The organism is Prodigiosinella confusarubida (assembly GCF_002847015.1).
Taxonomy (GTDB): Bacteria; Pseudomonadota; Gammaproteobacteria; order Enterobacterales; family Enterobacteriaceae; genus Prodigiosinella; species Prodigiosinella aquatilis.
In genome coordinates this window covers 2574543-2597597 of record NZ_CP025085.1, presented here as the reverse complement: position 1 = coordinate 2597597, position 23055 = coordinate 2574543, and the positions used below count along the sequence as shown (strand labels likewise).

Annotated in this window: 23 protein-coding genes; 3 read left to right on the top strand and 20 right to left on the bottom strand. The window is 47.9% G+C overall.

Annotation, left to right across the window (positions count from 1 at the left end; all coding sequences use genetic code 11):
• Positions 1-45 precede the first annotated feature (45 nt).
• The 18 genes from CWC46_RS11840 to yceD all read right to left on the bottom strand — a co-directional run bounded on the left by CWC46_RS11840 (position 46) and on the right by yceD (position 15830).
• Complete coding sequence (locus CWC46_RS11840) at positions 46-930, bottom strand: phosphotransferase (RefSeq protein WP_021016366.1); 885 nt, start codon at positions 928-930, stop codon at positions 46-48.
• Positions 890-1465, bottom strand: a complete 576-nt coding sequence (gene lpoB / locus CWC46_RS11835) for a penicillin-binding protein activator LpoB (protein WP_021016367.1) — start codon at positions 1463-1465, stop codon at positions 890-892. The genes CWC46_RS11840 and lpoB overlap by 41 nt, the downstream gene beginning before the upstream one ends.
• 153 nt (positions 1466-1618) lie before the next feature.
• Entirely contained in the window at positions 1619-1969 is a 351-nt protein-coding gene (gene hinT, locus CWC46_RS11830; protein ID WP_021016368.1) for a purine nucleoside phosphoramidase, read from the bottom strand.
• 110 nt (positions 1970-2079) lie between these two features.
• Positions 2080-3141 carry a malate/lactate/ureidoglycolate dehydrogenase gene (locus CWC46_RS11825; protein WP_021016369.1) on the bottom strand — a complete coding sequence of 354 codons (1062 nt, stop codon included), beginning with the start codon at positions 3139-3141 and terminating at the stop codon, positions 2080-2082.
• Positions 3142-3492: 351 nt separating this feature from the next.
• Positions 3493-4926, bottom strand: a complete 1434-nt coding sequence (gene ptsG / locus CWC46_RS11820) for a PTS glucose transporter subunit IIBC (RefSeq protein ID WP_021016370.1) — start codon at positions 4924-4926, stop codon at positions 3493-3495.
• Between the two features lie 317 nt (positions 4927-5243).
• Complete coding sequence (locus CWC46_RS11815) at positions 5244-6041, bottom strand: metal-dependent hydrolase (protein WP_021016371.1); 798 nt, start codon at positions 6039-6041, stop codon at positions 5244-5246.
• An 18-nt stretch (positions 6042-6059) separates the two neighbouring features.
• Positions 6060-7073 carry a DNA polymerase III subunit delta' gene (gene holB / locus CWC46_RS11810; RefSeq protein ID WP_021016372.1) on the bottom strand — a complete coding sequence of 338 codons (1014 nt, stop codon included), beginning with the start codon at positions 7071-7073 and terminating at the stop codon, positions 6060-6062.
• Entirely contained in the window at positions 7073-7726 is a 654-nt protein-coding gene (gene tmk / locus CWC46_RS11805; RefSeq protein WP_021016373.1) for a dTMP kinase, read from the bottom strand. Before tmk ends, holB begins: the two co-directional genes overlap by 1 nt.
• Positions 7726-8742, bottom strand: a complete 1017-nt coding sequence (mltG, locus tag CWC46_RS11800) for an endolytic transglycosylase MltG (protein ID WP_037382077.1) — start codon at positions 8740-8742, stop codon at positions 7726-7728. Before mltG ends, tmk begins: the two co-directional genes overlap by 1 nt.
• A gap of 5 nt (positions 8743-8747) precedes the next feature.
• Complete coding sequence (pabC, locus tag CWC46_RS11795; protein WP_021016375.1) at positions 8748-9551, bottom strand: aminodeoxychorismate lyase; 804 nt, start codon at positions 9549-9551, stop codon at positions 8748-8750.
• A 128-nt stretch (positions 9552-9679) separates the two neighbouring features.
• Entirely contained in the window at positions 9680-10921 is a 1242-nt protein-coding gene (fabF, locus tag CWC46_RS11790; RefSeq protein ID WP_021016376.1) for a beta-ketoacyl-ACP synthase II, read from the bottom strand.
• Between the two features lie 83 nt (positions 10922-11004).
• Positions 11005-11241, bottom strand: a complete 237-nt coding sequence (acpP, locus tag CWC46_RS11785) for an acyl carrier protein (RefSeq protein ID WP_016940845.1) — start codon at positions 11239-11241, stop codon at positions 11005-11007.
• Between the two features lie 155 nt (positions 11242-11396).
• Positions 11397-12131 (bottom strand): 3-oxoacyl-ACP reductase FabG, encoded by a 735-nt coding sequence (gene fabG / locus CWC46_RS11780; RefSeq protein WP_021016377.1) that lies wholly within the window; start codon positions 12129-12131, stop codon positions 11397-11399.
• Positions 12132-12144: 13 nt separating this feature from the next.
• On the bottom strand, positions 12145-13074 hold the full coding sequence (gene fabD, locus CWC46_RS11775; protein ID WP_021016378.1) for an ACP S-malonyltransferase: 930 nt from the start codon (positions 13072-13074) through the stop codon (positions 12145-12147).
• A gap of 18 nt (positions 13075-13092) precedes the next feature.
• The gene (locus CWC46_RS11770; RefSeq protein WP_021016379.1) at positions 13093-14043 is read right to left on the bottom strand and encodes a beta-ketoacyl-ACP synthase III; all 951 of its coding nucleotides are present in this window, start codon (positions 14041-14043) and stop codon (positions 13093-13095) included.
• A 6-nt stretch (positions 14044-14049) separates the two neighbouring features.
• Positions 14050-15093: a phosphate acyltransferase PlsX gene (gene plsX / locus CWC46_RS11765; RefSeq protein ID WP_021016380.1), complete on the bottom strand. Its 1044-nt coding sequence runs from the start codon at positions 15091-15093 to the stop codon at positions 14050-14052.
• Between the two features lie 28 nt (positions 15094-15121).
• Positions 15122-15292: a 50S ribosomal protein L32 gene (gene rpmF, locus CWC46_RS11760; protein ID WP_021016381.1), complete on the bottom strand. Its 171-nt coding sequence runs from the start codon at positions 15290-15292 to the stop codon at positions 15122-15124.
• 16 nt (positions 15293-15308) lie between these two features.
• Entirely contained in the window at positions 15309-15830 is a 522-nt protein-coding gene (gene yceD / locus CWC46_RS11755; RefSeq protein ID WP_021016382.1) for a 23S rRNA accumulation protein YceD, read from the bottom strand.
• 140 nt (positions 15831-15970) lie between these two features.
• Here yceD and CWC46_RS11750 point away from each other — a divergent pair, with 140 nt between their 5' ends.
• Positions 15971-16555, top strand: coding sequence for a Maf family protein (locus CWC46_RS11750; RefSeq protein WP_021016383.1), 585 nt, complete (start codon positions 15971-15973; stop codon positions 16553-16555).
• A 43-nt stretch (positions 16556-16598) separates the two neighbouring features.
• Here the strand turns inward: CWC46_RS11750 and rluC are convergent, their stop codons facing one another.
• Entirely contained in the window at positions 16599-17555 is a 957-nt protein-coding gene (gene rluC / locus CWC46_RS11745; protein ID WP_021016384.1) for a 23S rRNA pseudouridine(955/2504/2580) synthase RluC, read from the bottom strand.
• 582 nt (positions 17556-18137) lie between these two features.
• Between rluC and rne the strand changes: the two genes are divergently transcribed.
• Positions 18138-21353 (top strand): ribonuclease E, encoded by a 3216-nt coding sequence (rne, locus tag CWC46_RS11740; RefSeq protein ID WP_021016385.1) that lies wholly within the window; start codon positions 18138-18140, stop codon positions 21351-21353.
• Positions 21354-21427: 74 nt separating this feature from the next.
• On the opposite strand, the gene CWC46_RS11735 is transcribed toward rne, so the two are convergent.
• The gene (locus CWC46_RS11735; protein ID WP_021016386.1) at positions 21428-21715 is read right to left on the bottom strand and encodes a putative quinol monooxygenase; all 288 of its coding nucleotides are present in this window, start codon (positions 21713-21715) and stop codon (positions 21428-21430) included.
• A gap of 181 nt (positions 21716-21896) precedes the next feature.
• Between CWC46_RS11735 and pyrC the strand changes: the two genes are divergently transcribed.
• Entirely contained in the window at positions 21897-22940 is a 1044-nt protein-coding gene (pyrC, locus tag CWC46_RS11730; RefSeq protein ID WP_037382078.1) for a dihydroorotase, read from the top strand.
• The last annotated feature ends 115 nt before the right edge of the window (positions 22941-23055 follow it).

Here is a 23055-nt window from a genome sequence, read left to right as displayed (position 1 = left end):
TTTATTTATCTGCTCGGTATGGTATAGGTCACGGCTCCTGCCGTTTCAAGGTGTTATTCCCAATCTCAGCCGCATCGCGTCAGCAGCCTGCAAAAATGATTTCTGGTGTGTTTGTTGCCAGCGCACTTCGTACCACATCAGTATCATGAAGTCGACCCAGGGTAACCACTGGTAAACCCGATGCCCGAGCACATCAGGCCATAATCCCGGCCACTGATGACAATACGCGTCCAGAAAACGTTGTTGTGATGCCTCGTTCAGATCATTGGCGCGAAATAGCCCAGCCACTTCCAGCGCAATATCACCATCAGCGGCATACTCCCAGTCAATAAACCACCACTGATCCTGTTTTTGCAGCAGATTGCCAGCATGTATATCGAGATGCAGAGGTGCGAAGATACCACCTTCAGGAAGGCGACGATGTTGAAACATCTGATGTCGTTTTAATAATGCCGGCGAACGACGACCAGGGTCCATCAACTGCCAGTGGCGGGCAAACCGTGTTTTCAGATCAAGCAGAAAACCATAGCCAGGTTGCTGATGCAAACGCGCCAGACTGACAGCCAGACTGCCATCATTAACTGCATCAATGAATGTCTCCTGTGTGGCGATATGGCCGGATAACCACTCAATAATCAGCCATCCTTTCTGCCAACATAGCGGTCGGGGCGACAATCCATGCGCCGCCATCTGACGCAATACCACAAACTCACGCTGACGATCAGTACCAATCTGTAATCCCGCCAATAACTGGGGACGCGCCAGCCAATCACCTTGCGACGTGCAAATCCGCCAGTTTTCCGAACTCAGCCCGCTGATCGGCACCAAATGAAAACCGGTGGTTACCACCGTCGGGATAACCTGACGGATGAGTGCCACCAACTCATTTTTACTGGTGTATCGTGCCACTGCCGGACCAGACGATTTCACCGGTTCGTACCAGCATCAGTTGCATATCCAGATTGGGCGAATTCACATCTCCACTGACATCGCTGTACAGTGCATATTGTGCGCCGATGTAACGCGCCAGACCAATGGCTTTGGTCCGTGATCCCAGGCTATCTTCCGCAGAAATTCCCAACGTTTGTCGGGCAACGGCTAATTGTTCCCGTGACACCACCGTAAACACCGTGTTGGCTGCCAGTGCATGATAAATAGACGTGGTGGCGTTGACTGTTTGCAGCGCACCGTTGGTGTTATTTTTCATGTTATCCACCAACAGAATACTGCCCTTGTTGATGCCGCTCGTCTTGAGCATCTGATCAATCAGTGGTGTTATGCTCGCGTCCCAGTCAAATGTCTGAAGTTTAGGCGGTACAGGCAGGGGCTCACTTTGTGGCGGCAATGTTGGTTTTTCCGGTTGTACCGGCTCAATGCTGGCAGGCGGTTGTCCAGACTCGGGTGGACGGCTGGAACACCCAGCCAGTACCAACGCCAACAGCAATAGTCCTAGATATTTTTTCATATTTATCCTCGTAACACGCCGTACCGAAAGCGCTGAAAACGTGCCTGTCTCACATCTCAGCTACTGTGCATTGAAAAATGTTCTGCATGTTGTCAGAAAAATGACACCGTTACCGGACAGGGTATCAATGGATCTGCACATAACAGGCATAAATTAAATAGCCAGCAAAGGCCCCAGCGCACATCCGCCAAGAAGATGCATATGTACGTGATAAACTTCCTGTCCGCCATGACGATTGCAATTAATAATCAAGCGGTAACCATCATCAGCAATCCCTTCCTGCTGCGCAATTTTTCCGGCAACCGTAATCATGCGACCTAAAGCGGCTTCATGCTCGGCGGTGGTGTCGTTAACGGTTGGAATCAACACATTCGGAACAATCAGAATATGGGTAGGTGTACGTGGTGCGATGTCACGGAAAGCAGTAACCAATTCATCCTGGTAGACCACATCGGCAGGAATCTCCCGGCGGATAATTTTACTAAAAATAGTTTCTTCAGCCATGATATATATCCTTTAAAAATCGGCACTGGTTAGCAGTGTGCTGGCAGTATGCGTGTTGAATCTGGTTATTTTCAACTTTCTTTGTCGCTTTAAGCAAACTAGCCCTATGGTTATACAGAAAATGCTGTAGCGGACATTCCCAGTTGATGCCCGGCAGCGACAATTCTCTGCCATTCCTGATCTGAAACCGTTACACCGACCGCGGTACGCTGTTGCCGTGTCTGTATCTCCGGCTCACCCGCAATCAATATTGGTGTATTCGGATCCGTGGCTTTTGAGGAACGGACATACTCCAGCATGTCATCATATTCCCGTTGCAGCCACTCCATGGCAACCAACTGAGAAGGATCGATCACAATGGTCGTCATGTTGTTCACAATCGCTCCCTGGCGTTGGTTGTTTGGCTGAACCGTTCCCCCACCAGACAAAATACCGGCCAGCAACTCTGCCGCCAGTATCAGTCCACCGCCTTTATGCAGGGCAATCGGCCTCAGCGCGCCGGTACTTTCGCCCTCCCACATAACACGGGGATCGTTGGTCGGATGCCCTTTCTGGTCCAGCATGACATCGTCATCAAATGTTTTGCCAGCCAGATAAGCCACCCGTGTTTTCCCCAACGCGACCATGCTGGTAGCAAAATCAAGAATAAACGCTGGGTGCTCGTGAGTGCCAGGGAAAGCGATACAAATCGGATTGGTTCCGAAACGCGCTTCGCTGCCACCAAAAGGTGCAACCAACGGCGGCAGGTCATTAACGTTAACAAAGTGGATGGCTATCATGCCAGCCTCGGCCGCCATTTCTCCATACGTTCCAATTCGGCCAAGATGGCAAGTCGATGATAATGTCATCAGGCAGACACCGGTTGTTTTTACTCGCTCAATAGCAGCTTGCATCGCCTCTTTTCCGGTACGCTGACCGAAGCCACGATCACCGGCAAACTGTAGCACAGCACCAGCATCACGTAATAAACGCGCAGGTGTATTCGGGTGCATCAAGCCCTGGGCAATAAAGCTGACATAGTCCGGTAACATGCCGACGCCATGGCTATCGTGCCCTTTCAGGTTGGCGGCCACCAGATGATCGGACACACATAACGCTTCATCTTCCTCACATCCTGCCTTTCGTAACAATTCACGCGAAATCTGTATTAACTGGGCGGCTGAAATCTGCATCACTCTTCCCTTCAAAGTATGGTTAATCATGTTGCTACCGGTTGTTCTTTTATCCTACTGCTGAAATCCTCTGAGAGGGAACCGATTATCGGTTTCATGTCCAGACTGTTTTTTACGCATGAAAAAGGGCGCTTTCGCGCCCTGAGTTTGATGACAACGTCTATATAGCGGCGATAATGAGAAGATCGTAAAGGCGCTGCAAGTCCCTCCCTGTAAGCTCAAGCCGCGCCATCCCTGGCGCGGATGCTTTACTCCTCTTCCTCATTATCACCGTTCTGACGCTATATCTAAGTTTGTCAACGGTCTGAGGGCGCTTTCGCACCCTCCTTTCAATAGCAACCCACTACCTGCTTAGTGATTGCGGATATAGTCATCCATATCGGTTTTAAGGTTATCAGACTTGGTACCAAATATAGCCTGGACACCAGAGCCGGCAACCACAACACCGGCCGCACCCAATTGTTTCAGACTAGCCTGATCCACCTTGGCAACATCGCTTACGCTGACACGCAAACGAGTAATACAAGCGTCCAGATTAGTGATGTTTTCTTTACCACCGAATGCCGATACCAACGAAGCCGCCATTTCGGTGCTGTTCTGTGAGAGCTGCTCGATAGTGGAATCTTCACGACCAGGTGTTTTCAAGTCCAGTTTAACAATCAGCACACGGAAAATAGTGTAATAAACGAGCGCATAACCAAGGCCCACAATCGGGAACAACCACAGTCTGCTACCGTGGCCACTTAATACGATGAAGTCGATCAGACCATGGGAGAAACTGGTGCCATCTCGCATACCCAGCAGGATACAGATCGGGAATGCCAGACCTGCCAGAATAGCGTGAATTACATAAAGAATTGGCGCCACAAATAGGAAAGAGAACTCAATCGGCTCAGTGATCCCTGTCAGGAAAGAGGTCAATGCCGCTGAGATCATAATCCCACCGACTTTAGCGCGGTTTTCCGGTTTGGCTGTATGCCAAATGGCAATAGCCGCAGCTGGCAGACCGTACATTTTAAACAGGAAACCGCCAGACAGTTTGCCAGCAGTCGGGTCACCCGCCATGTAACGAGGAATATCGCCATGAAATACCTGACCCGCCGCATTGGTGAACTCACCAATCTGCATCTGGAAAGGTACGTTCCAGATATGGTGTAAACCAAACGGTACCAGGCTACGTTCGACAAGACCGTAGATAAAGAAGGCTACTACCGGGTTCTGATAAGCCGCCCACTGAGAGAAAGTCTGGATAACGCTTCCCACTGGTGGCCAAATGAAAGACAGAACCAGACCTGTGATAATGGCAGCCAGTCCGGAAATAATCGGTACAAACCGTTTACCAGCGAAGAACCCCAGATACTCCGGCAACTGAATGCGGTAGAAACGATTAAACATATACGCCGCAATGGCGCCTGCAATAATCCCCCCCAGAACCCCAGTATCGGCCAAATGCTTGGCAGCGATTTCTGTCGCTGGCAAATGCAGAACCAATGGTGCCACAACGGCCATGGTTTTGACCATGATGCCATAGGCAACCACTGAAGCCAGTGCTGAAACACCGTCGTTATTGGTGAAGCCCAGCGCGACACCAATAGCAAAAATCAGTGGCATATTGGCAAATACCGAATCACCGGCTTGTGCCATGACACTAGAGACAACCGCAGGTAACCAGCTAAAATTGGCCGATCCGACGCCCAGCAGAATACCTGCAATAGGCAGTACAGATACCGGCAGCATGAGCGACTTACCTACTTTTTGCAGGTTTGCAAATGCGTTTTTAAACATAATTGAGAGTGCTCCTGAGTATATAGTGCTAGTACTTTTATTTTTGATATGGCATTGAAGGTGGGGATAACATTCTTCCCGGTGTTGGGTGTCTTAGCACCCTCATAATTTTTACGCAGAGTAAAATAAATGCCGTGTTCAATGTTTGATAACAGTCACGTTTTAATGTACGGATAGACAGCATCCATACTGAAAGTCTCGTTATTTGTGATCAATCACTAAAAAAAGCCGCAACCCGGCCCAGATACAAGCTGAGTTAGACTTATGTTCTCGTTCATTAATTACGAAGCGAAAAAAAACCCGGCTATTCTCATCCACTATTCAGTGGCGGTCAACCGTGCTGAATCAATATGAAATAGCTGTGAAAAGTTATGGGTTGTAGTCATTGCCAACGTTTCCAGACTGACGCCTTTAAGGACGGACAAATATTCAGCGACGTCACGGACATAGGCAGGCTGATTTTCTTTGCCCCGATAGGGCACCGGTGCTAGCCACGGTGAATCAGTTTCAATCAGCATTCTGTCCAGCGGTATATATCGAGCAACCTCGCGTAGCTCTTCTGCATTACGAAACGTGACAATACCTGAAAAAGAGATATAGAACCCCATATCCAGCAGTTTCCTTGCTGTCGGCAGATCTTCTGTAAAACAGTGTAATACGCCGCCACAGGCTTCTACGTTTTCTTCTTCCAGAATCGTCAATGTGTCTTCTCGGGCCGAACGGGTATGCACAATGACCGGTTTGTTTAACTCGCGGCCAATGCGGATATGCTCCCGAAAAGACGCTTGTTGCTGCACTTTGGTTTCCTGCTGATAATAATAATCCAGGCCGGTTTCCCCCATTGCCACCACCGCAGGAGAAGAAGCCAACTCGCGCAGTTCAGCATAATCATAAGGCGCATCCTGATTAAGCGGATGTACTCCACAGGAAAAAGCGACGTTTTCTCTTTCACCGATAAGCTCAGTCATCGCGCGAAAACCAGTCAATGTGGTTGCAACAGCCAACACAAACCCAACATCCCGGCATTGCGCTTTTTCAAGCACATCGGTGACATTTTTATGCAAAGACTGGTAATCCAGTCCGTCAAGATGGCAGTGAGAATCAACTAACAACATATAGCTATCCAGTAGTAATCAGACAGAAAATGGATGGGATGGCAAAAGCGTTGTTACCGACAGATTTTGTTCCCAGTTCAGCAGCCGTTCTGTTAACAATAACTCGCGGTTCACACCGGTTATGACGCGCAACTGATGACGGCATTGTAACCATTGACGCAGTTCATGGTGTAGTCGATCACTGTCCAGCGTGTTCGCCAATTGTTGCACCAGATGAAGCTGATCCTGATTAACCAGATACTCCTCTGCCCCATGCTGACACTTTATGGCATCAAGTAACAATGCAGACAACCAGTGAATTCGATCATCAACATCTTCGTGATTCAACGGAGTAACTAATGGCAAAAAGTTCCGCTGTATCAGACAATCAGACAACGTCAGGCACAGTGTTTGCCGTGGTTTCCAATGTTCAGGCTGCAACAGCTTGGCGGCAGCCAGCGGTGCACCGGCATATAATCTCAGCGCCGTCAGTGTCGCCTGACTGTCCATCGGATAGTGACTACTCAGCCATTGCACGCTATACGTTTCATCCGGCACATCAAGATAGTGGTATAAACAACGGCTGCGAAAGGTGGCCAACAAGCGAGAAGGCTCTCTGCATCCCAGTAAGAAATAGGTTTCCATCGGTGGCTCTTCAAGCGTTTTCAGCAAAGCATTGGCCGCAGCTTCGGTTAATGACTCTGCCAGCGGTAACCAAATCAGTTTCACCCCCCCCTGACGGGCATGCTGATATATTGTCTCCAGCACGTCACGTACTGCATCGACACCCAGACTCTGCTTTCCTTTTTCAGGACGGAGCACATGCCAATCAGGATGTGTACCAGCACTCATCAACTGGCAAGAATGGCATTTCCCGCAACTTTTGATCCCCTCTCGATGCTGACACAATAGCCAGCGACCTAACGCATACACCAGCGAGGCATCGCCCATGCCAGTCAATGCGTGAATCAGCAATGCATGGTGCCCACGTCCTGACTGATACTGCCCAAGCAGTTGACGATAAGCGGTATTAAGCCACGGATACCATTCCATCAGTCTTGTACCTCACCAGAGATTCCCGACTGCCGTAACCACTGCGACAAGACATTGCTAATATTGTTGCCAACTTCGTCAATGGATTGGGACGCGTCAATCGTAATGATACTGTCATCCTGAGCGGCCAATTCCTGGTATCGCGTCCGAGTTCGTTCAAAAAATGCTAGTGACTCCTGTTCGATACGATCCAGTTCACCGCGTTGACGAGCACGCTGAAGACCCATTGCTGGTGGTAAATCGAGATATAATGTCAAATCAGGACGAAAGTCGCCCAGCACCGTATCACGTAGCGATAGTAATAACTGGGGATCAATACCCCGCCCGCCGCCTTGATAAGCCTGAGAAGAGAGGTCGTGACGATCACCAATTACCCAGATTCCACGAGCCAATGCAGGTTTTATCACATTATCAACTAACTGTACCCGCGCAGCATAAAGCATCAGCAGTTCGGCTTTATCCGTTACCTTTTCACCATCAATCCCTTGCTTAATCAGATCACGCAGTTTTTCTGCCAATGGTGTGCCCCCCGGTTCACGGGTAAACATCACATCCTGAATACCAAACCGGCGCAATGTATCAACTATTACATTTCTAGCACTGGTTTTCCCTGCTCCCTCAAGGCCTTCAATGACAATGAATTTACTGTTCATTATTTTCCTTCGCTGGCCAAAACTGAACGGTACTGCTGAACAGCTCGGTTATGCTCCACCAGGTTGGTGGTAAAAGTATGCCCACCTTTACCCGTCGCCACAAAGTAGAAGTAATTTGTTTTGGCAGGATGTGCGGCAGCTTCCAGGGATGCCTTGCCAGGCATCGCAATCGGTGTCGGCGGCAAACCGGTAATAATATAAGTATTGTATGGGGTTGGCGTATCAAGCGCTTTGCGCGTAATGACACCATCGTAACTGTCCCCCATACCATAGATAACCGAAGGATCTGTCTGCAGGCGCATCCCTACCCGTAAACGGTTGATAAAAACCGAGGCGACCAGTGCCCGCTCTTCATTCACCGCCGTTTCTTTCTCGATAATCGACGCCATGGTCAGCAATTCATCTGGTGTTTTATAGGGCAACCCTTCTTGACGTCCCTGCCAAATATTACTGAGTGTTTTTTCCATACGCTGATGTGCGCGCAACAACAGCGATTTGTCGGTCGTACCTGCGGTGTACAGATAAGTATCGGGATAAAACCAGCCTTCTGGGTTAGGTTTATCCTTGATATTCAATGTATCGGCAATATCCTGAACACTTTCATCGTTCAGAGTATGTTTAATATAAGGGGCCTGTTTCAATATCTCCAGCCAGTCTTTCAGGCGGGAACCTTCAATAAAACGAATAGGAAATTGAGCTTCTTTACCACTGGCCAATAAGGACAGCATTTCACGGACAGTCATGCCAGGAATAAATCGATAACTGCCAGCTTTGAAGTTCGCCAATTCAGGTTCTATCCGTAATAACCAGGGAAACCATGCGCTCTTCTTCATCACCTGCTTTTCAATCAACAATGTTTCCAGCGCTTCGCGGCCAGTTCCTGTTGGAAGCGTGAAAATGATATCCTGCTTGATCAATAGTGGCGATAGTGCAAAACGCTGTACCTGTTTCCAAAAAACGACTGCGCCAATAATCAGAAAGGTTACGATCAAAAGACCAATTTTGGTTCTCTGCATAAAAATCATGACTCATGGTTAGGGCTCAGAAAATCGTAAAGCTTTCTTGAGCGATAACACCAGGTATTCACCTGATTTACGGGAATTATTGGCATTAATGCATTACAAACTATCAGTTCTTCCGCATCCGCCAATGTCTCCAGCGGCGCATTTACAATCTGCAACCGGAAATCTGACACTGCCAACTGCGCAATAATATGCTGTCGCGCCACGCCATCCACGCCAGCTTGCGATACATCTGGCGTATATACCACGTTTCCCTTGCGCCAGAATAAATTAGCCGCACAACATTCCACCACCCAGCCAGCGGTGTCAAGCACCAAGGCCTCATCAGCACTGGTCTGTTCAAGATGCATACGGATGAATATCTGTTCAAGCCGATTCAGATGCTTTATCCCGGCCAACAATGTGCTTCTGGCTAATCTTATCGGACTAACCGCCAGGCTAATGCCTTCGCTTCGCCAACGTGCATAATGTTCAGGATAATCAGACTGCATAACAATACGCGTGGATCCTTGGCAACCACCAGGGCTGTATCCTCGCCCACCCTGCCCTCGGGTGATGATAACCTTCACAATACCATCTTGATATCCACGAGCAGCCTGATGCATTTCGGCCTCAAGTTTTTGCCACTCCACGGTGGGTAACATCAATTTTTCTGCCGCCTGCTGTAAACGTTGCAGATGACGCTCAAACCATACGATACGATCATTCACCACTCTTGCTGTGGTAAAGCAGCCATCACCAAACTGGGTACCACGATCCAATGCCGACAGTTGTTGTTCCTGTTCACCATTAATCCAGAGCATAGTATTTACTCCCCCTTGACCAAATCAGCTTGTCAGTGCATGCCATCATTCACAAGTAGTCGCTATCTGATTTTATATAGATCCAAAAAAAAACCCGGTAAAACCGGGTTTTCTACTAAAACATCATATTAGATCTTACGGAATACCAGTGAGCCGTTAGTACCACCAAATCCAAAGGAATTACACAAAGTGTATTCTACGTTGGCTACCTGACGTGCTTCATGAGGAATAAAGTCAAGATCGCATCCCTCGTCAGGGTTATCCAGATTAATCGTCGGTGGTACAGCCTGATCACGCAGTGCAAGAATACTGAAGATAGACTCAATAGCACCTGCCGCACCTAACAGATGACCGGTCATGGATTTTGTTGAACTAATCAGCACACGGGAGGCATCTGCCCCAAAGACGGATTTGACAGCTTGCGTTTCCGCTTTGTCGCCCACAGATGTCGAGGTTCCATGCGCATTGATATATCCCACCTGAGAGGTACTAACTCCGGCATCACGTAGCGCATTTACCATTGCCAATGCAGCTCCAGCACCATCTTCCGGTGGTGAAGTCATATGGTAAGCATCGCTGCTCATACCAAAACCCACTATTTCTGCATAAATTTTGGCTCCGCGCTTTTTAGCATGCTCATACTCTTCGAGTACCATAATACCGGCGCCATCACCCAGAACAAAACCATCACGGTCTTTATCCCAGGGCCGACTGGCAGCCTGCGGATTATCGTTACGAGTCGACAATGCACGGGCAGCGCCAAAACCGCCGACACCCAATGGCGTACTGGCTTTTTCAGCCCCACCAGCCAACATCACGTCCGCATCATCATAAGCAATAATGCGTGCAGCATGGCCAATATTATGCACACCAGATGTGCACGCTGTAGCAATAGAAATACTTGGCCCGCGCAGACCATACATAATAGTCAGATGCCCAGCGACCATATTAACAATGGTAGACGGGACAAAAAACGGACTGATTTTACGTGGCCCGCCATGAACCAGGGAGTTATGGTTTTCTTCAATAAGTCCTAGGCCACCAATACCAGAACCAATTGCAGCCCCAATACGGGGAGCATTGGTTTCCGTAACCTCAAGACCAGAATCCTGCATGGCTTGAATACCGGCCACAATTCCGTATTGAATAAAAGAATCCATCTTGCGAGCTTCTTTACGCGAGATAAATTCCTCACAGTTAAAGTCCTTTACTAAGCCAGCAAAACGCGTTGCATAGGCACTAGTATCGAAATGGTCAATCAGGTTGATACCACTCTGACCGGCAAGCAAAGTATTCCAGCTTGACTCTACTGTATTGCCGACAGGAGATAACATGCCCAGACCAGTCACAACTACTCGACGCTTAGACACGCTGAACCTCCAGGGAGGGAAAAATGATACAGGGGTGCAAAAAAGAAACTTAGGCGGTCGAATGACCGCCTAGATATGTTCGATTACTGCTGATTAGCCTGAATGAAATCAATGGCTGCCTGAACAGTTGTGATCTTTTCAGCTTCTTCATCTGGAATTTCAGTATCAAACTCTTCTTCCAGTGCCATTACCAGCTCAACAGTGTCAAGAGAATCAGCGCCGAGGTCATCTACGAAAGAAGCATTATTTACCACTTCTTCCGCTTTAACACCAAGCTGCTCAACGATGATTTTCTTAACGCGTTCTTCGATAGTGCTCATACTCTTAAATTTCCTATCAAAACTCGCTTTCGCGATGGTTTTCGTAGTGTATAAAATGTTGAAAAAGATGCAACAAAATCAAGACTGGTCGAACCAAGATTTTGTGCTTTTTTGCGGTTTTCGCCGCAAATTAACGCAAATTACGGTCGTACTCATTAGATCATATACATGCCGCCGTTGACATGCAATGTTTCGCCGGTAATGTAACCCGCCTCATCAGAGGCTAAAAACGCAACAGCACTAGCGATTTCTTTCGCATCACCCAGACGGTTGGCAGGAACATCCGCCAAAATGCCTGCACGTTGTTCATCTGTCAATGCCCGTGTCATGTCAGTTTCAATAAATCCTGGAGCAACAACATTCACCGTGATACCACGAGAGGCGACTTCACATGCCAGAGATTTGCTAAACCCGATCAATCCAGCCTTGGCAGCCGCATAGTTAGCCTGCCCAGGATTTCCGCTGGAACCAACAACAGAACCGATGGTTATAATACGACCAAAACGTTTTTTCATCATGGTACGTAATACGGCCTTGGATAGGCGGAATACTGAACTTAAGTTCGTATCCAGCACATCCTGCCATTCATCGTTTTTCATGCGGATCAGCAAATTATCTCGAGTAATACCGGCATTATTGACGAGAATGTCAATATCACCAAATTCCGCATGGATACTTGCCAACACACTCTCAATTGAAGCCGCATCAGCGACATTCAACAGGTAACCTTTTCCCTTTTCTCCCAACCAGGCACTAATATCTGCAGCCCCTTTTTCACTGGTTGCAGTGCCAATAACTTTTGCGCCACGTGCAACCAATACTTCAGCGATGGCCCGTCCAATTCCACGACTGGCTCCGGTAACCAGAGCAATTTTTCCGTCAAAAATCATATTTTCACCGTTTCTATTGTTCAAGTGCCGCTGACAGAGAAGCAGAATCGTTTACTGCTACCGCAGTCAGGGTACTAACGATTCTTTTAGTTAATCCGGTTAAAACTTTACCCGGCCCGACTTCTAGTAATGTTTCCACACCCTGCGAAGCCATGAATTCGACACACTCAGTCCAACGTACCGGATTATGAAGCTGGCGAACCAGCGCGCTGCGTATCGCCTCTGACGAGGTTTCAATGCGTGCATCCACGTTATTCACCACGGGAATATGGGGAGAACAAAACGTGATTATCTCCAATGCATCCGCCAACTTACGGGCAGCAGGTTCCATCAAAGCACAATGCGAAGGAACACTCACGGGTAAAGGTAAAACACGCTTCGCCCCCGCCGCTTTACAAAGGCCCCCGGCACGTTCGACCGCTTCCTTGTTACCAGCAATAACAACCTGACCCGGAGAGTTAAAATTAACCGGCGAAACTACCTGTCCATGCGCAGCCTCAATACAAGCACCAGTAATCAATTCGTTATCCAGACCTATGATGGCATACATAGCACCAGTACCTTCAGGTACAGCTTCCTGCATCAATTTACCGCGTAATTCAACCAAACTGACCGTTTGCTTGAAATCCAACACTCCAGCGCAAACCAGAGCAGAATATTCACCAAGGCTATGACCAGACATCAATGCAGGAATTCTGCCACCTTGCTGTTGCCAAACCCGCCATATAGCAACAGAAGCCGTCAGTAGCGCTGGCTGTGTCTGCCATGTTTTATTCAATTCTTCTGCAGGCCCTTGCTGAACCAGCTGCCAAAGATCATACCCCAAAGCAGCAGATGCCTCGACAAAGGTTTCTGCTATTTGCGGGAACTTTTCAGCTAATTCAGACAACATACCCATTGATTGGGAACCTTGTCCAGGGAACACCATTGCAAATCGCGTCATATCAAAAATCCTGTTTACTCAAAAACGAACCAATGCCGAACCCCAGGTAAAACCGCCACCAAAGGCTTCCAACAAGATTAATTGTCCGCGTTTGATACGCCCATCACGCACCGCCTCATCCAAAGCGGAAGGAACTGAAGCGGCTGAAGTATTACCATGACGATCCAGAGTCACAACAACCTTATCCATGCTCATACCTAATTTTTTAGCCGTTGCGCTAATGATGCGCAGGTTCGCCTGATGGGGCACTAACCAATCCAGTTCGCTTTTATCGTGATTAGATGCCACCAGCGTTTCTTCAACGATGTGGGCCAATTCTGTCACCGCAACTTTAAAAACCTCATTACCCGCCATTGTCAGGTAAGCGGATTCTTGACCAGTACGCTCCGGATTGGGTAACGTCAGTAACTGACCATAGCGGCCATCTGCATGTAAGTGCGTGGAAATAATGCCTGACTCTTCAGATTTGGTTAACAACATTGCACCCGCACCGTCACCGAACAGGATCAGTGTGCCACGATCGGTCGGATCCAAAGTACGAGACAATGTATCTGCTCCAATTATCAAAGCATAATCCACTGCACCATTTTTCACATACTGGTCAGCAACACTAAGTGCATAAGTAAAACCAGCACAGGCGGCCGCAAGATCAAAGGCGATAGTATCTTTGATTCCCAGCATTTGCTGGATCTGGCAAGCCGAACTTGGGAAAGCATGACTGGAGGAAGTCGTTGCAACAATCAGCAATCCAACCTTGTTTTTATCCACGTCTGCCATTTCAAGCGCTTTCTGAGCTGCACGACACCCCATTGTTGCAACACTTTCATCAGGTGCCGCAATGCGTCGTTCACGGATACCGGTACGAGTAACAATCCATTCGTCTGACGTATCCACCATTTTTTCTAAATCAGCATTTGTCCTGATTTGTGCGGGCAAATAGCTTCCCGTTCCAATAATTTTTGTATACATGTACGCTTAGTCACTCTTGGGTAATACAGCTTCTAGTCGCGCAGCAATCCGCTCCGGAAGTTGCCTCTGTACCGTCTGCATCGCCTGTTCAATAGCTACCGCAAACGCGTTTTGGTTCGCGGCACCGTGGCTCTTAATTACAGTTCCACGTAATCCTAACAGACATGCGCCATTATAGTGGTCAGGGTTCAGGTGCTTAAAACGCTTCGCAAGTCGTTTTTGCAACCAACGCCCCAAAAATTTCAGCCACCAGGACGGTTTTTGTCTGTGTTCTGAACCCGAAGAAAATTTCAGAAGCGACAAAAACATCCTCACCACACCTTCCAGAGTCTTCAATGCGACATTACCCACAAAGCCGTCACAGACCATCACATCTGTCTTGCCGGTCAGTAATTCGTTACCTTCCAAATAGCCGATATAGTTGATCGACGGTGTCATTCTTAACTGCGCGGCAGCTTCTCGGATATTATTAAGGCCTTTGCTCTCTTCTTCACCAATATTCAGAAGTGCTACACGAGGATTTGTCAGTCCCAACACTTCTTCTGCCATGACCGCGCCCATCACGGCAAACTGCACCAACATGGTACTACTACACTCCACATTGGCACCCAAATCCAAAATGACCGTTTTGCCCTGTCGCTGGTGCGGCAACAAGGTAACCAAGGCAGGGCGCTCAATTCCCTCAAGCGGCTTTAGCAACAATTTTGCCAACCCCATCAATACTCCGGTATTACCAGCACTGACACATGCCTCTGCCCGCCCTTCCTTTATCAACTCCAATGCGACACGCATAGAGGTTCCCCTGCTGTTACGGATCGCCTGTGATAGACGAACATCACCAGAGATTACCGATTCAGCGGGTACAACATCCAAGCGGGAAAGTAGAGAGGAATCGACGTTATCAAGTAATGGAATAAGTACAGCAGGATCGCCAACCAATAACAAATGGAGGCTTGGACTGGAAGCCAGTGCCTGCAATGCCGCAGGCACTGTGACGCAAGGGCCAAAATCCCCGCCCATTGCATCCAACGCCAAAGTTAGGCGTGTCAATGTATTTCCTTGCTGAAATTCGCAGGAATTACTTGGCAACGACCTTACGACCGCGGTAGTAGCCATCCGCAGTGACGTGATGACGCAGATGAGTTTCGCCAGAAACTTTATCTACGGAAATTGCAGAAGTGGTCAGCGCATCGTGAGCACGACGCATACCACGCTTGGAACGGCTAGGTTTATTCTGTTGTACGGCCATGGACCTTACTCCTTAATTACTTATGCTTTAAACTGGCTAATACGGCAAATGGATTGGGTTTTTCTGCCTCTTCCGGCAACTTACCAAATATCATATCCGCGTCGGACACTTCACAGTGTTCAGAATCATGCACCGGAGCAATTGGCAAAGACAGAATGATTTCATCTTCAATCATTGCCAATAAATCAACCTCACCGAACTCATTGACTTCGATCGGCTCATATACTTCCGGCAAAGCTTCGGCCTGCTCATCATTGATGATCGGGCTAAAACAGAACGTAGCGTGAACTTGATGCTTGAAAGGCTTGTTACAACGTTGGCAAAGTAACGTCACCGCAACATCAGCGCTTCCATTAATCACAGCCAATCTTTGGTTATCAATACTGAATGACAACACAGCTTCAATATCACTGTCCACACTCACCACTGATTCGGCAACACGCATTACTTGTTCAGCAGTATAGATACCAACATAATCTAAACGCTTTTGAGCAGTGCGAACCGCATCAAGGGTTAAGGGTAATTTTACCTTTTGCATAGGGCGCGCATATTAACGTCGTAACGACATAGAGTCAAAGAAAAAGGTAGTGAAGCAGTTCACTTACCTCTATTCGCTTCCTGAGCGGCGCTCAGTGTAGAATGCCTTTCATCATTACGCTATGGTTTCCAAAAAAATTTATGCATCAAATCGTTCTCGCATCTACTTCTATTTATCGCAAGTCTCTGCTGGAAAAGCTGGATATCCCTTTTATTTGTGCATCACCCAACGTGGATGAAACACCACTCCCCGGGGAAGATGCCACTGCGCTTGTCATACGTCTGGCAGCAGCAAAAGCACAGGCACTGGCTACCCGATATCCCAGACATTTAATCATCGGTGCTGATCAAGTTTGTGTTCTGTCTGGCGAAATCACAGGGAAACCTCATAACAAGGATAATGCTATGCGGCAATTACGTCAGATTAGCGGAAATTGTGTTACTTTTTTTACCGGATTATCACTGTTAAATAGTGGGACACAACATCTTCAATGTATCACAGAGCCTTTTGACGTGTACTTCCGGCACCTTAGCGACACAGAGATCGAACATTACGTAGATAAAGAACAACCCTGGGATTGCGCTGGCAGTTTCAAAAGTGAAGGGTTGGGGATCACATTATTTGAAAGATTGTCAGGCCGCGATCCCAATACCCTAATTGGGCTACCGTTAATCGCTTTATTGGAAATGCTGCGTAAAGAAGGGGTTCACCCACTCCTGCAATAAACGGCATCAGAAAAATGCCTGTAACAGCGACAGGCGTTATGCATCATTTTTTAGCCTGTCGCAAGACCCGCAGACAGTGCTGTAGTTCCTTATCCATTGGAGCTTCGAGCCGCAATGTTTCTCCCGTATTAGGATGTTCAAAGCGTAGCGCCTGCGCATGAAGAAAGAGCCGTTTTAATCCGGTTTCCGCCAGCTGTCGGTCAAAATCACGATCACCATAACGGTCATCACAAGCGATAGGATGGCCAGCATATTGCGCATGTACCCGAATTTGGTGTGTCCTTCCCGTTACGGGGCTGGCTTTGACCAACGTAGCATGTTCGAACCGCTCTTCGACTTTAAAATGAGTCTCTGATGCTTTTCCTTCACTATTTACCCGGACAATACGTTCTCCGCTTTGAAGAACATTCTTAAATAGTGGTGCCTGCACAGCTTTGCAATGAGATTGCCATTGTCCCCGAACCAGCGCCAGGTAATCCTTCTGCATATTTTTCATCCGTAACTGCTCGTGAAGAGCCCGTAATGCAGAACGTTTCTTGGCCACCAGCAACACACCAGACGTATCCCGATCCAGTCGGTGTACCAGTTCAAGGAAACGTGACTCCGGCCTCAGAGCCCGCAAGGCCTCAATAACGCCGAAGCTGAGGCCACTGCCACCATGTACAGCGGTACCAGAAGGTTTATTCAGCACTAATAGATAGTCGTCTTCATAAATTATGCAATCTGCTAATGCAGAGACTTTATCAAGACTGGCCGAAACAGTGCTCTCAGCCCGTTCTGACTGCCGTACGGGCGGAACACGGATCTCATCGCCATCAAGCAATTTATATTCCGGCTTAACCCTTTTCTTATTCACACGCACTTCACCTTTACGCAAAATGCGATAAATCATGCTTTTTGGCACACCTTTAAGACGAGTGCGCAAAAAATTGTCTATTCGTTGACCTGCCTCTTCAGCAGAAATCGTCAAAAATTGTACTGATGGATTATCTGTTTTCATGAAACGGGATTCTAAAGAGCACAGGTAGATAGCGCCACATCTTTTTCTATGCTTAACTGTCAGTCTGACTTATGAAGATATTGTTAGAGTGGTTTGCCTCGCCGGTACTAGTATCAACTATTGCTAGTTTGGTTAAAAACAGTACGACAAGCTTTATACAGACAGGCAAAGTCACCTTGCTATAAACGTGTCAGCAATGGAATAATGCTTTAGTTTTCCATGCTGATTTCCATTAGAACAAGGGAAATTGCGGAATTATTATATTTGCCTGATTACACATAAACGCAGCAATGGCGTAAGACGTATTGTTTAATCAAGCAGTTAGCGAGCTGCGGTTTGCAGCTTGGCCGGCATATGGAATCAGGTCTGGTAATATATTTTCAGAAGCTGTTCCCGCAGTAAATGCGCTGTAACTCCCGCCAGGATCTACAGGCTACCGAAAAATGCGTCTCTATGCAGTCGACAACCGGGAGGTTGACGTCTCTGCAATAAGCCTCGAGGCCATCGGTTCTCTCCGGTCATGCACCGTATTTATCCGCAGCTCTATCAATAATGTATTGTAAAAATAATGAGTAAGTTACGATGAAAAGAATGTTGATTAACGCAACTCAGCAAGAAGAGTTGCGTGTTGCCTTGGTTGATGGTCAACGCCTCTATGATTTGGACATTGAAAGTCCGGGTCATGAACAAAAGAAAGCAAATATCTACAAAGGTAAAATCACACGCATTGAGCCAAGTCTGGAAGCAGCATTTGTTGATTATGGTGCAGAACGACATGGCTTCCTCCCACTTAAAGAAATCGCGCGCGAATATTTCCCCAGTAATTACTCTTCTCACGGCCGCCCGAACATCAAAGATGTTTTGCGTGAAGGACAAGAAGTTATCGTTCAGGTCGATAAAGAAGAGCGTGGTAACAAAGGAGCAGCGCTTACAACGTTTATCAGTCTGGCCGGCAGTTATCTGGTGCTAATGCCAAACAATCCAAGAGCCGGTGGAATTTCTCGCCGAATTGAAGGTGATGACCGTACAGAACTGAAAGAAGCACTGGGTTCATTACAGTTACCCGATGGTATGGGGCTTATTGTCCGTACCGCCGGTGTAGGGAAATCGGCTGACTCTCTGCAATGGGATTTGGCTTTCCGCTTGAAGCACTGGGAAGCCATTAAAAAAGCAGCAGAAGGCCGACAGGCACCGTTCCTGATTCACCAGGAAAGCAATGTGATAGTGCGCGCATTTCGTGATTATCTGCGTCAGGATATCGGCGAAATTCTGATCGACAATCCAAAAGTTCTCGAATTAGCCAAAGAACATATTGCTGCATTGGGTCGCCCAGATTTCAGTAGTAAAATCAAGTTGTACAGCGGTGAGATTCCACTGTTCAGCCATTATCAGATCGAGTCTCAAATTGAATCGGCCTTCCAGCGCGAAGTCCGACTGCCTTCCGGTGGCTCTATCGTTATCGACAGCACGGAAGCATTGACAGCTATAGATATCAACTCAGCACGGGCTACCCGTGGAGGGGATATCGAAGAGACGGCATTTAACACCAATCTTGAAGCCGCAGATGAAATTGCACGGCAACTGCGTCTGCGCGACCTCGGTGGCCTGATTGTCATTGATTATATTGATATGACCCCAGTACGCCATCAGCGAGAAGTTGAAAACCGTCTGCGTGATGCTGTTCGTCAGGATCGTGCCCGTATCCAGATTGGGCGGATTTCACGCTTTGGCCTGTTAGAAATGTCTCGTCAACGTCTCAGTCCTTCGTTGGGTGAATCCAGCCATCACGTATGTCCACGTTGTAGCGGAATGGGAACTATCCGGGATAATGAATCCCTGTCATTGTCCATCTTGCGTTTGATTGAAGAAGAGGCGCTGAAGGAGAATACCCAAGAGGTTCACGCCATTGTTCCGGTACCTATCGCCTCTTACCTGCTGAACGAAAAACGTGATGCCGTAAACGCAGTTGAAAAACGACAAGGCGGTGTACGAGCAATTATCGTTCCGCACGATGGTATGGAAACACCACATTATTCTGTCGTCCGCGTTCGCAAAGGCGAAGAGAAGCCGACGCTCAGCTACCTGCTTCCCCAATTGCTGGAAGCTGAAACTCAGCAGGCACTGGAAGAACAACAGCCTATTGAACGGAAAATACCGGAACAACCCGCACTGGCAACCTTTACCATGCCGGACATTCCACTTTCTGAGAAAAAAGTGCCAGCTGTCTCCCCCTCCCCGGCGACATCATCTGAAACCAACTCAGCACCTACTGAACCTGGTTTATTCGGTCGGCTGTTTGGTGCATTGAAAGGCATTTTCGCCTCTCCGGCTACCGAGACGGATAAGAAAGAAGACACCGTACCCGTTGTTACTGAAGAACCACGCCAGGAGCGTCGGAATAACAGCCGTCGCCAGTCCAGCAATCGCCGTGACAGAACTCCCCGCGAGAACAGAGAACCGCGTGAAGATCAGCGCCGGAATAAGCGCGCACAGAACGTCGTATCCGATGATGATCAAAACCAAAGTAGTACTGCTGCTGCCGCAACGACTGAAAAAGCACCTCATGATGAACAGCGTCGCGAACAACGAGCAGATCGTCAGAAACGTCGACAGGAAGAAAAACGGCCGACACAACCAGAAGTCAAAGCGCTCGATACCACTGTCGAGAGTGCAGAAGAGACCTCCCCGTCGGCGGAACAGGATAAGCCAGCTCCGGTAATGCAACGTCGTCAGCGTCGTCAGTTAACGCAAAAAGTCCGTGTTCGTGATGTATCTACCACGGATGATGTTGTTGATACGTCAATCGGTATTATTGAGGAAGTTTCTCTGGTGCTGCCCCATCAGGCTGATGTGGAAGAAGCATCGGTTGAAGTTGAAGGTAATTCTAATGGAGTGGAAAACCATCAGATCACAGAAACTAATCGTGGTGGTACCACTGGTGAAAATGGGATGCCACGGCGTTCACGCCGCTCTCCTCGGCATCTACGCGTCAGCGGACAACGCCGTCGCCGCTATCGGGATGAGCGTTATCCGGTCAGTTCCCCTATGCCATTGGCCCAGGCTGCATCTGCACCTGAAATAGCATCAGGAAAAGTCTGGATTAAATATCCTGTAGCACAACCTCAATTGCCGGAAGTTGCTGAGGAACAGATACAGGACGTGATGCCTTCATCTGAATTACCCTTGTTGCCGGTAGCTGCGGCTACAGCAAATACGCTCGCGACTGAAACTGTTGTGACGGAAACATCCCACGACATGTCACCAGAAGTTAAGTCTGTAGCCACTGACGCTGAGGTAGATACGATAACTGCACCAGAAGAAGCAGTTACCGCACAATCGCCATCACCGCTGGAAACACATCTCTCACACGATGTATCCCCGGCTCTTGAAACTGACATTAACATTATTGAGGAAGTCGCCGCACTGACTCAAGAGACATCTTCAGATGTTGCTGTTCAGCCAATCGTCGAGGAAATACAGGAAGCGGCGCCGTTATCTCCACAGATAATCGACGTTCAACCTGTTGGTGAGCGACCAGAACCTTATGTCGCAGCCCCTCAGTCTGCACCCTCACCCGTCATTGAACAGCATGATGCCGATGATAAGTCACATTATCATCATGCAACTGCACCGATGACAAAAGCACCAGCTCCCTCTTATGTGCCTGACACGCCAAAATTGAGTGACTGGCAGCGCTCAGGCTACCATTTTGATGGTAAAGGAGCAGCAGGCGGCCATGCCGCAGCTAATCAGGCTAGTGTACCAGCGACAAAGCCATCATCAACGACTGAAGACTGACCATAAAAAAGCACCACGTAAGTTCATCTCGTGGTGCTCTGTTTTTTTCTCTATGCCCGTCTATGACGGGCTTTTTATGCAATAGATTTCAATAAGTTGATGTCCATACCTTCAATTTTACCCTTTAGCTGTGCAACTAACTGTTGGAAGTGTGGCGTTTGTTCATGTTCATTCAGCATATCCTGACTTTTCCAGCGTTCAAAAAACACAAAAGTACCTGGTTTGTTGATTTCTTCGTGTAAATCATACTGTAGATTCCCAGACTCCTGACGACTAGGGTCAACTACCTGTTTTAGTACTGCCGTGACTTCCTGAATGTATCCAGGTTTGGCCTGCACACTGGCAACAATACGAATTTCCATAACTATCCTCTACTATTTACATAAGTATTTGAATGTTTAACCATAAAACGCTAGTACGGAATTAATTTCAACCGTTTATCAACAAACGGATGCATTGATGGGACTTTCCGCTTATGCTTATTCCCCGCCGTATCAGTTCATTAATTATGATGTTTATTCACTGACCGCCGGAGCGTTATTCATGACCCCCTTGCCAAATGTTCTAAAGATTCGTCGCCCTGACGACTGGCATCTTCACCTACGTGACGATCAGATGCTTAAAGCTGTCCTACCACACACCAGCCGCTTTTTCGCCCGAGCCATCGTTATGCCAAATCTGACGCCGCCCATAACGACAGTTGCAGGTGCCGTCGCTTACAGACAACGCATTCTAGACGCGCGCCCGGCAGGGGATAATTTTCAGCCGCTGATGACATGCTATCTGACAGACTCTCTTGATAAGGCAGAACTGGAATCAGGTTACGAACGGGGCGTATTCACTGCCGCCAAACTCTACCCCGCTCATGCGACAACTAATTCCAGTCATGGCGTGACTGACATCAGGACAATTTATCCCGTACTGGAAATGATGCAAAAGCTAGGCATACCACTGCTGGTTCATGGTGAAGTCACTGACCCTGCGGTAGACATATTTGATCGGGAAGCCCGTTTCATTGAGAGGGTCATGGAACCGTTACGAAAGCAGTTTCCTGAGTTGAAGGTTGTTTTCGAACACATTACAACACGAGAAGCAGCACAATATGTACAAGAAGGGGATCACTTTCTGGCTGCCACTATTACCCCTCAACATTTAATGTTTAACCGTAACCACATGTTAGTTGGCGGTATTCACCCCCATCTTTATTGCCTACCGATACTAAAACGTAATGTGCATCAACAGGCACTGCGTGATGCAGTTACTAGCGGTTGCAAAAAATTCTTCCTGGGGACCGACTCAGCTCCACATGCCCGACATCACAAAGAGTCATCCTGTGGATGTGCCGGAGTTTTTAATGCGCAGGCAGCATTAAGTGCTTATGCAACTGTATTTGAAGAAATGAATGCGCTGGATCAACTAGAAGCCTTCTGTTCACTTAATGGCCCTCATTTTTATGATTTACCGGTAAACGACTCGTTTATTGAACTCCATCGTGAAGCCACCACATTCCCAGAAGAGGTTCAAGCTGGTGACAACGTATTGATCCCATTCCTTGCTGGCCAGACATTAAACTGGTCTATTCGCTGATCGGCTTTCTTCACCCTGCTCCGACAGGGTGAAACCTCACTTACCCGTAAATAAAAATTTTCATTCAATGTCTTGTCCTTCTGCGTTAACAGCTGTATAAATAAACAGTTAACTT

Coding starts and splice junctions, on each gene's coding strand:
- lpoB (WP_021016367.1), bottom strand. CDS start 1,465: ATGAAAAAATATCTAGGACTATTGCTGTTGGCGTTGGTACTGGCTGGG.
- CWC46_RS11750 (WP_021016383.1), top strand. CDS start 15,971: ATGCATCAAATCGTTCTCGCATCTACTTCTATTTATCGCAAGTCTCTG.
- rne (WP_021016385.1), top strand. CDS start 18,138: ATGAAAAGAATGTTGATTAACGCAACTCAGCAAGAAGAGTTGCGTGTT.
- acpP (WP_016940845.1), bottom strand. CDS start 11,241: ATGAGCACTATCGAAGAACGCGTTAAGAAAATCATCGTTGAGCAGCTT.
- ptsG (WP_021016370.1), bottom strand. CDS start 4,926: ATGTTTAAAAACGCATTTGCAAACCTGCAAAAAGTAGGTAAGTCGCTC.
- yceD (WP_021016382.1), bottom strand. CDS start 15,830: ATGCAAAAGGTAAAATTACCCTTAACCCTTGATGCGGTTCGCACTGCT.
- holB (WP_021016372.1), bottom strand. CDS start 7,073: ATGGAATGGTATCCGTGGCTTAATACCGCTTATCGTCAACTGCTTGGG.
- CWC46_RS11735 (WP_021016386.1), bottom strand. CDS start 21,715: ATGGAAATTCGTATTGTTGCCAGTGTGCAGGCCAAACCTGGATACATT.
- pyrC (WP_037382078.1), top strand. CDS start 21,897: ATGACCCCCTTGCCAAATGTTCTAAAGATTCGTCGCCCTGACGACTGG.
- CWC46_RS11770 (WP_021016379.1), bottom strand. CDS start 14,043: ATGTATACAAAAATTATTGGAACGGGAAGCTATTTGCCCGCACAAATC.
- mltG (WP_037382077.1), bottom strand. CDS start 8,742: ATGCAGAGAACCAAAATTGGTCTTTTGATCGTAACCTTTCTGATTATT.
- CWC46_RS11815 (WP_021016371.1), bottom strand. CDS start 6,041: ATGTTGTTAGTTGATTCTCACTGCCATCTTGACGGACTGGATTACCAG.
- fabD (WP_021016378.1), bottom strand. CDS start 13,074: ATGACGCGATTTGCAATGGTGTTCCCTGGACAAGGTTCCCAATCAATG.
- fabG (WP_021016377.1), bottom strand. CDS start 12,131: ATGATTTTTGACGGAAAAATTGCTCTGGTTACCGGAGCCAGTCGTGGA.
- tmk (WP_021016373.1), bottom strand. CDS start 7,726: ATGAACAGTAAATTCATTGTCATTGAAGGCCTTGAGGGAGCAGGGAAA.
- hinT (WP_021016368.1), bottom strand. CDS start 1,969: ATGGCTGAAGAAACTATTTTTAGTAAAATTATCCGCCGGGAGATTCCT.
- rluC (WP_021016384.1), bottom strand. CDS start 17,555: ATGAAAACAGATAATCCATCAGTACAATTTTTGACGATTTCTGCTGAA.
- pabC (WP_021016375.1), bottom strand. CDS start 9,551: ATGCTCTGGATTAATGGTGAACAGGAACAACAACTGTCGGCATTGGAT.
- CWC46_RS11825 (WP_021016369.1), bottom strand. CDS start 3,141: ATGCAGATTTCAGCCGCCCAGTTAATACAGATTTCGCGTGAATTGTTA.
- rpmF (WP_021016381.1), bottom strand. CDS start 15,292: ATGGCCGTACAACAGAATAAACCTAGCCGTTCCAAGCGTGGTATGCGT.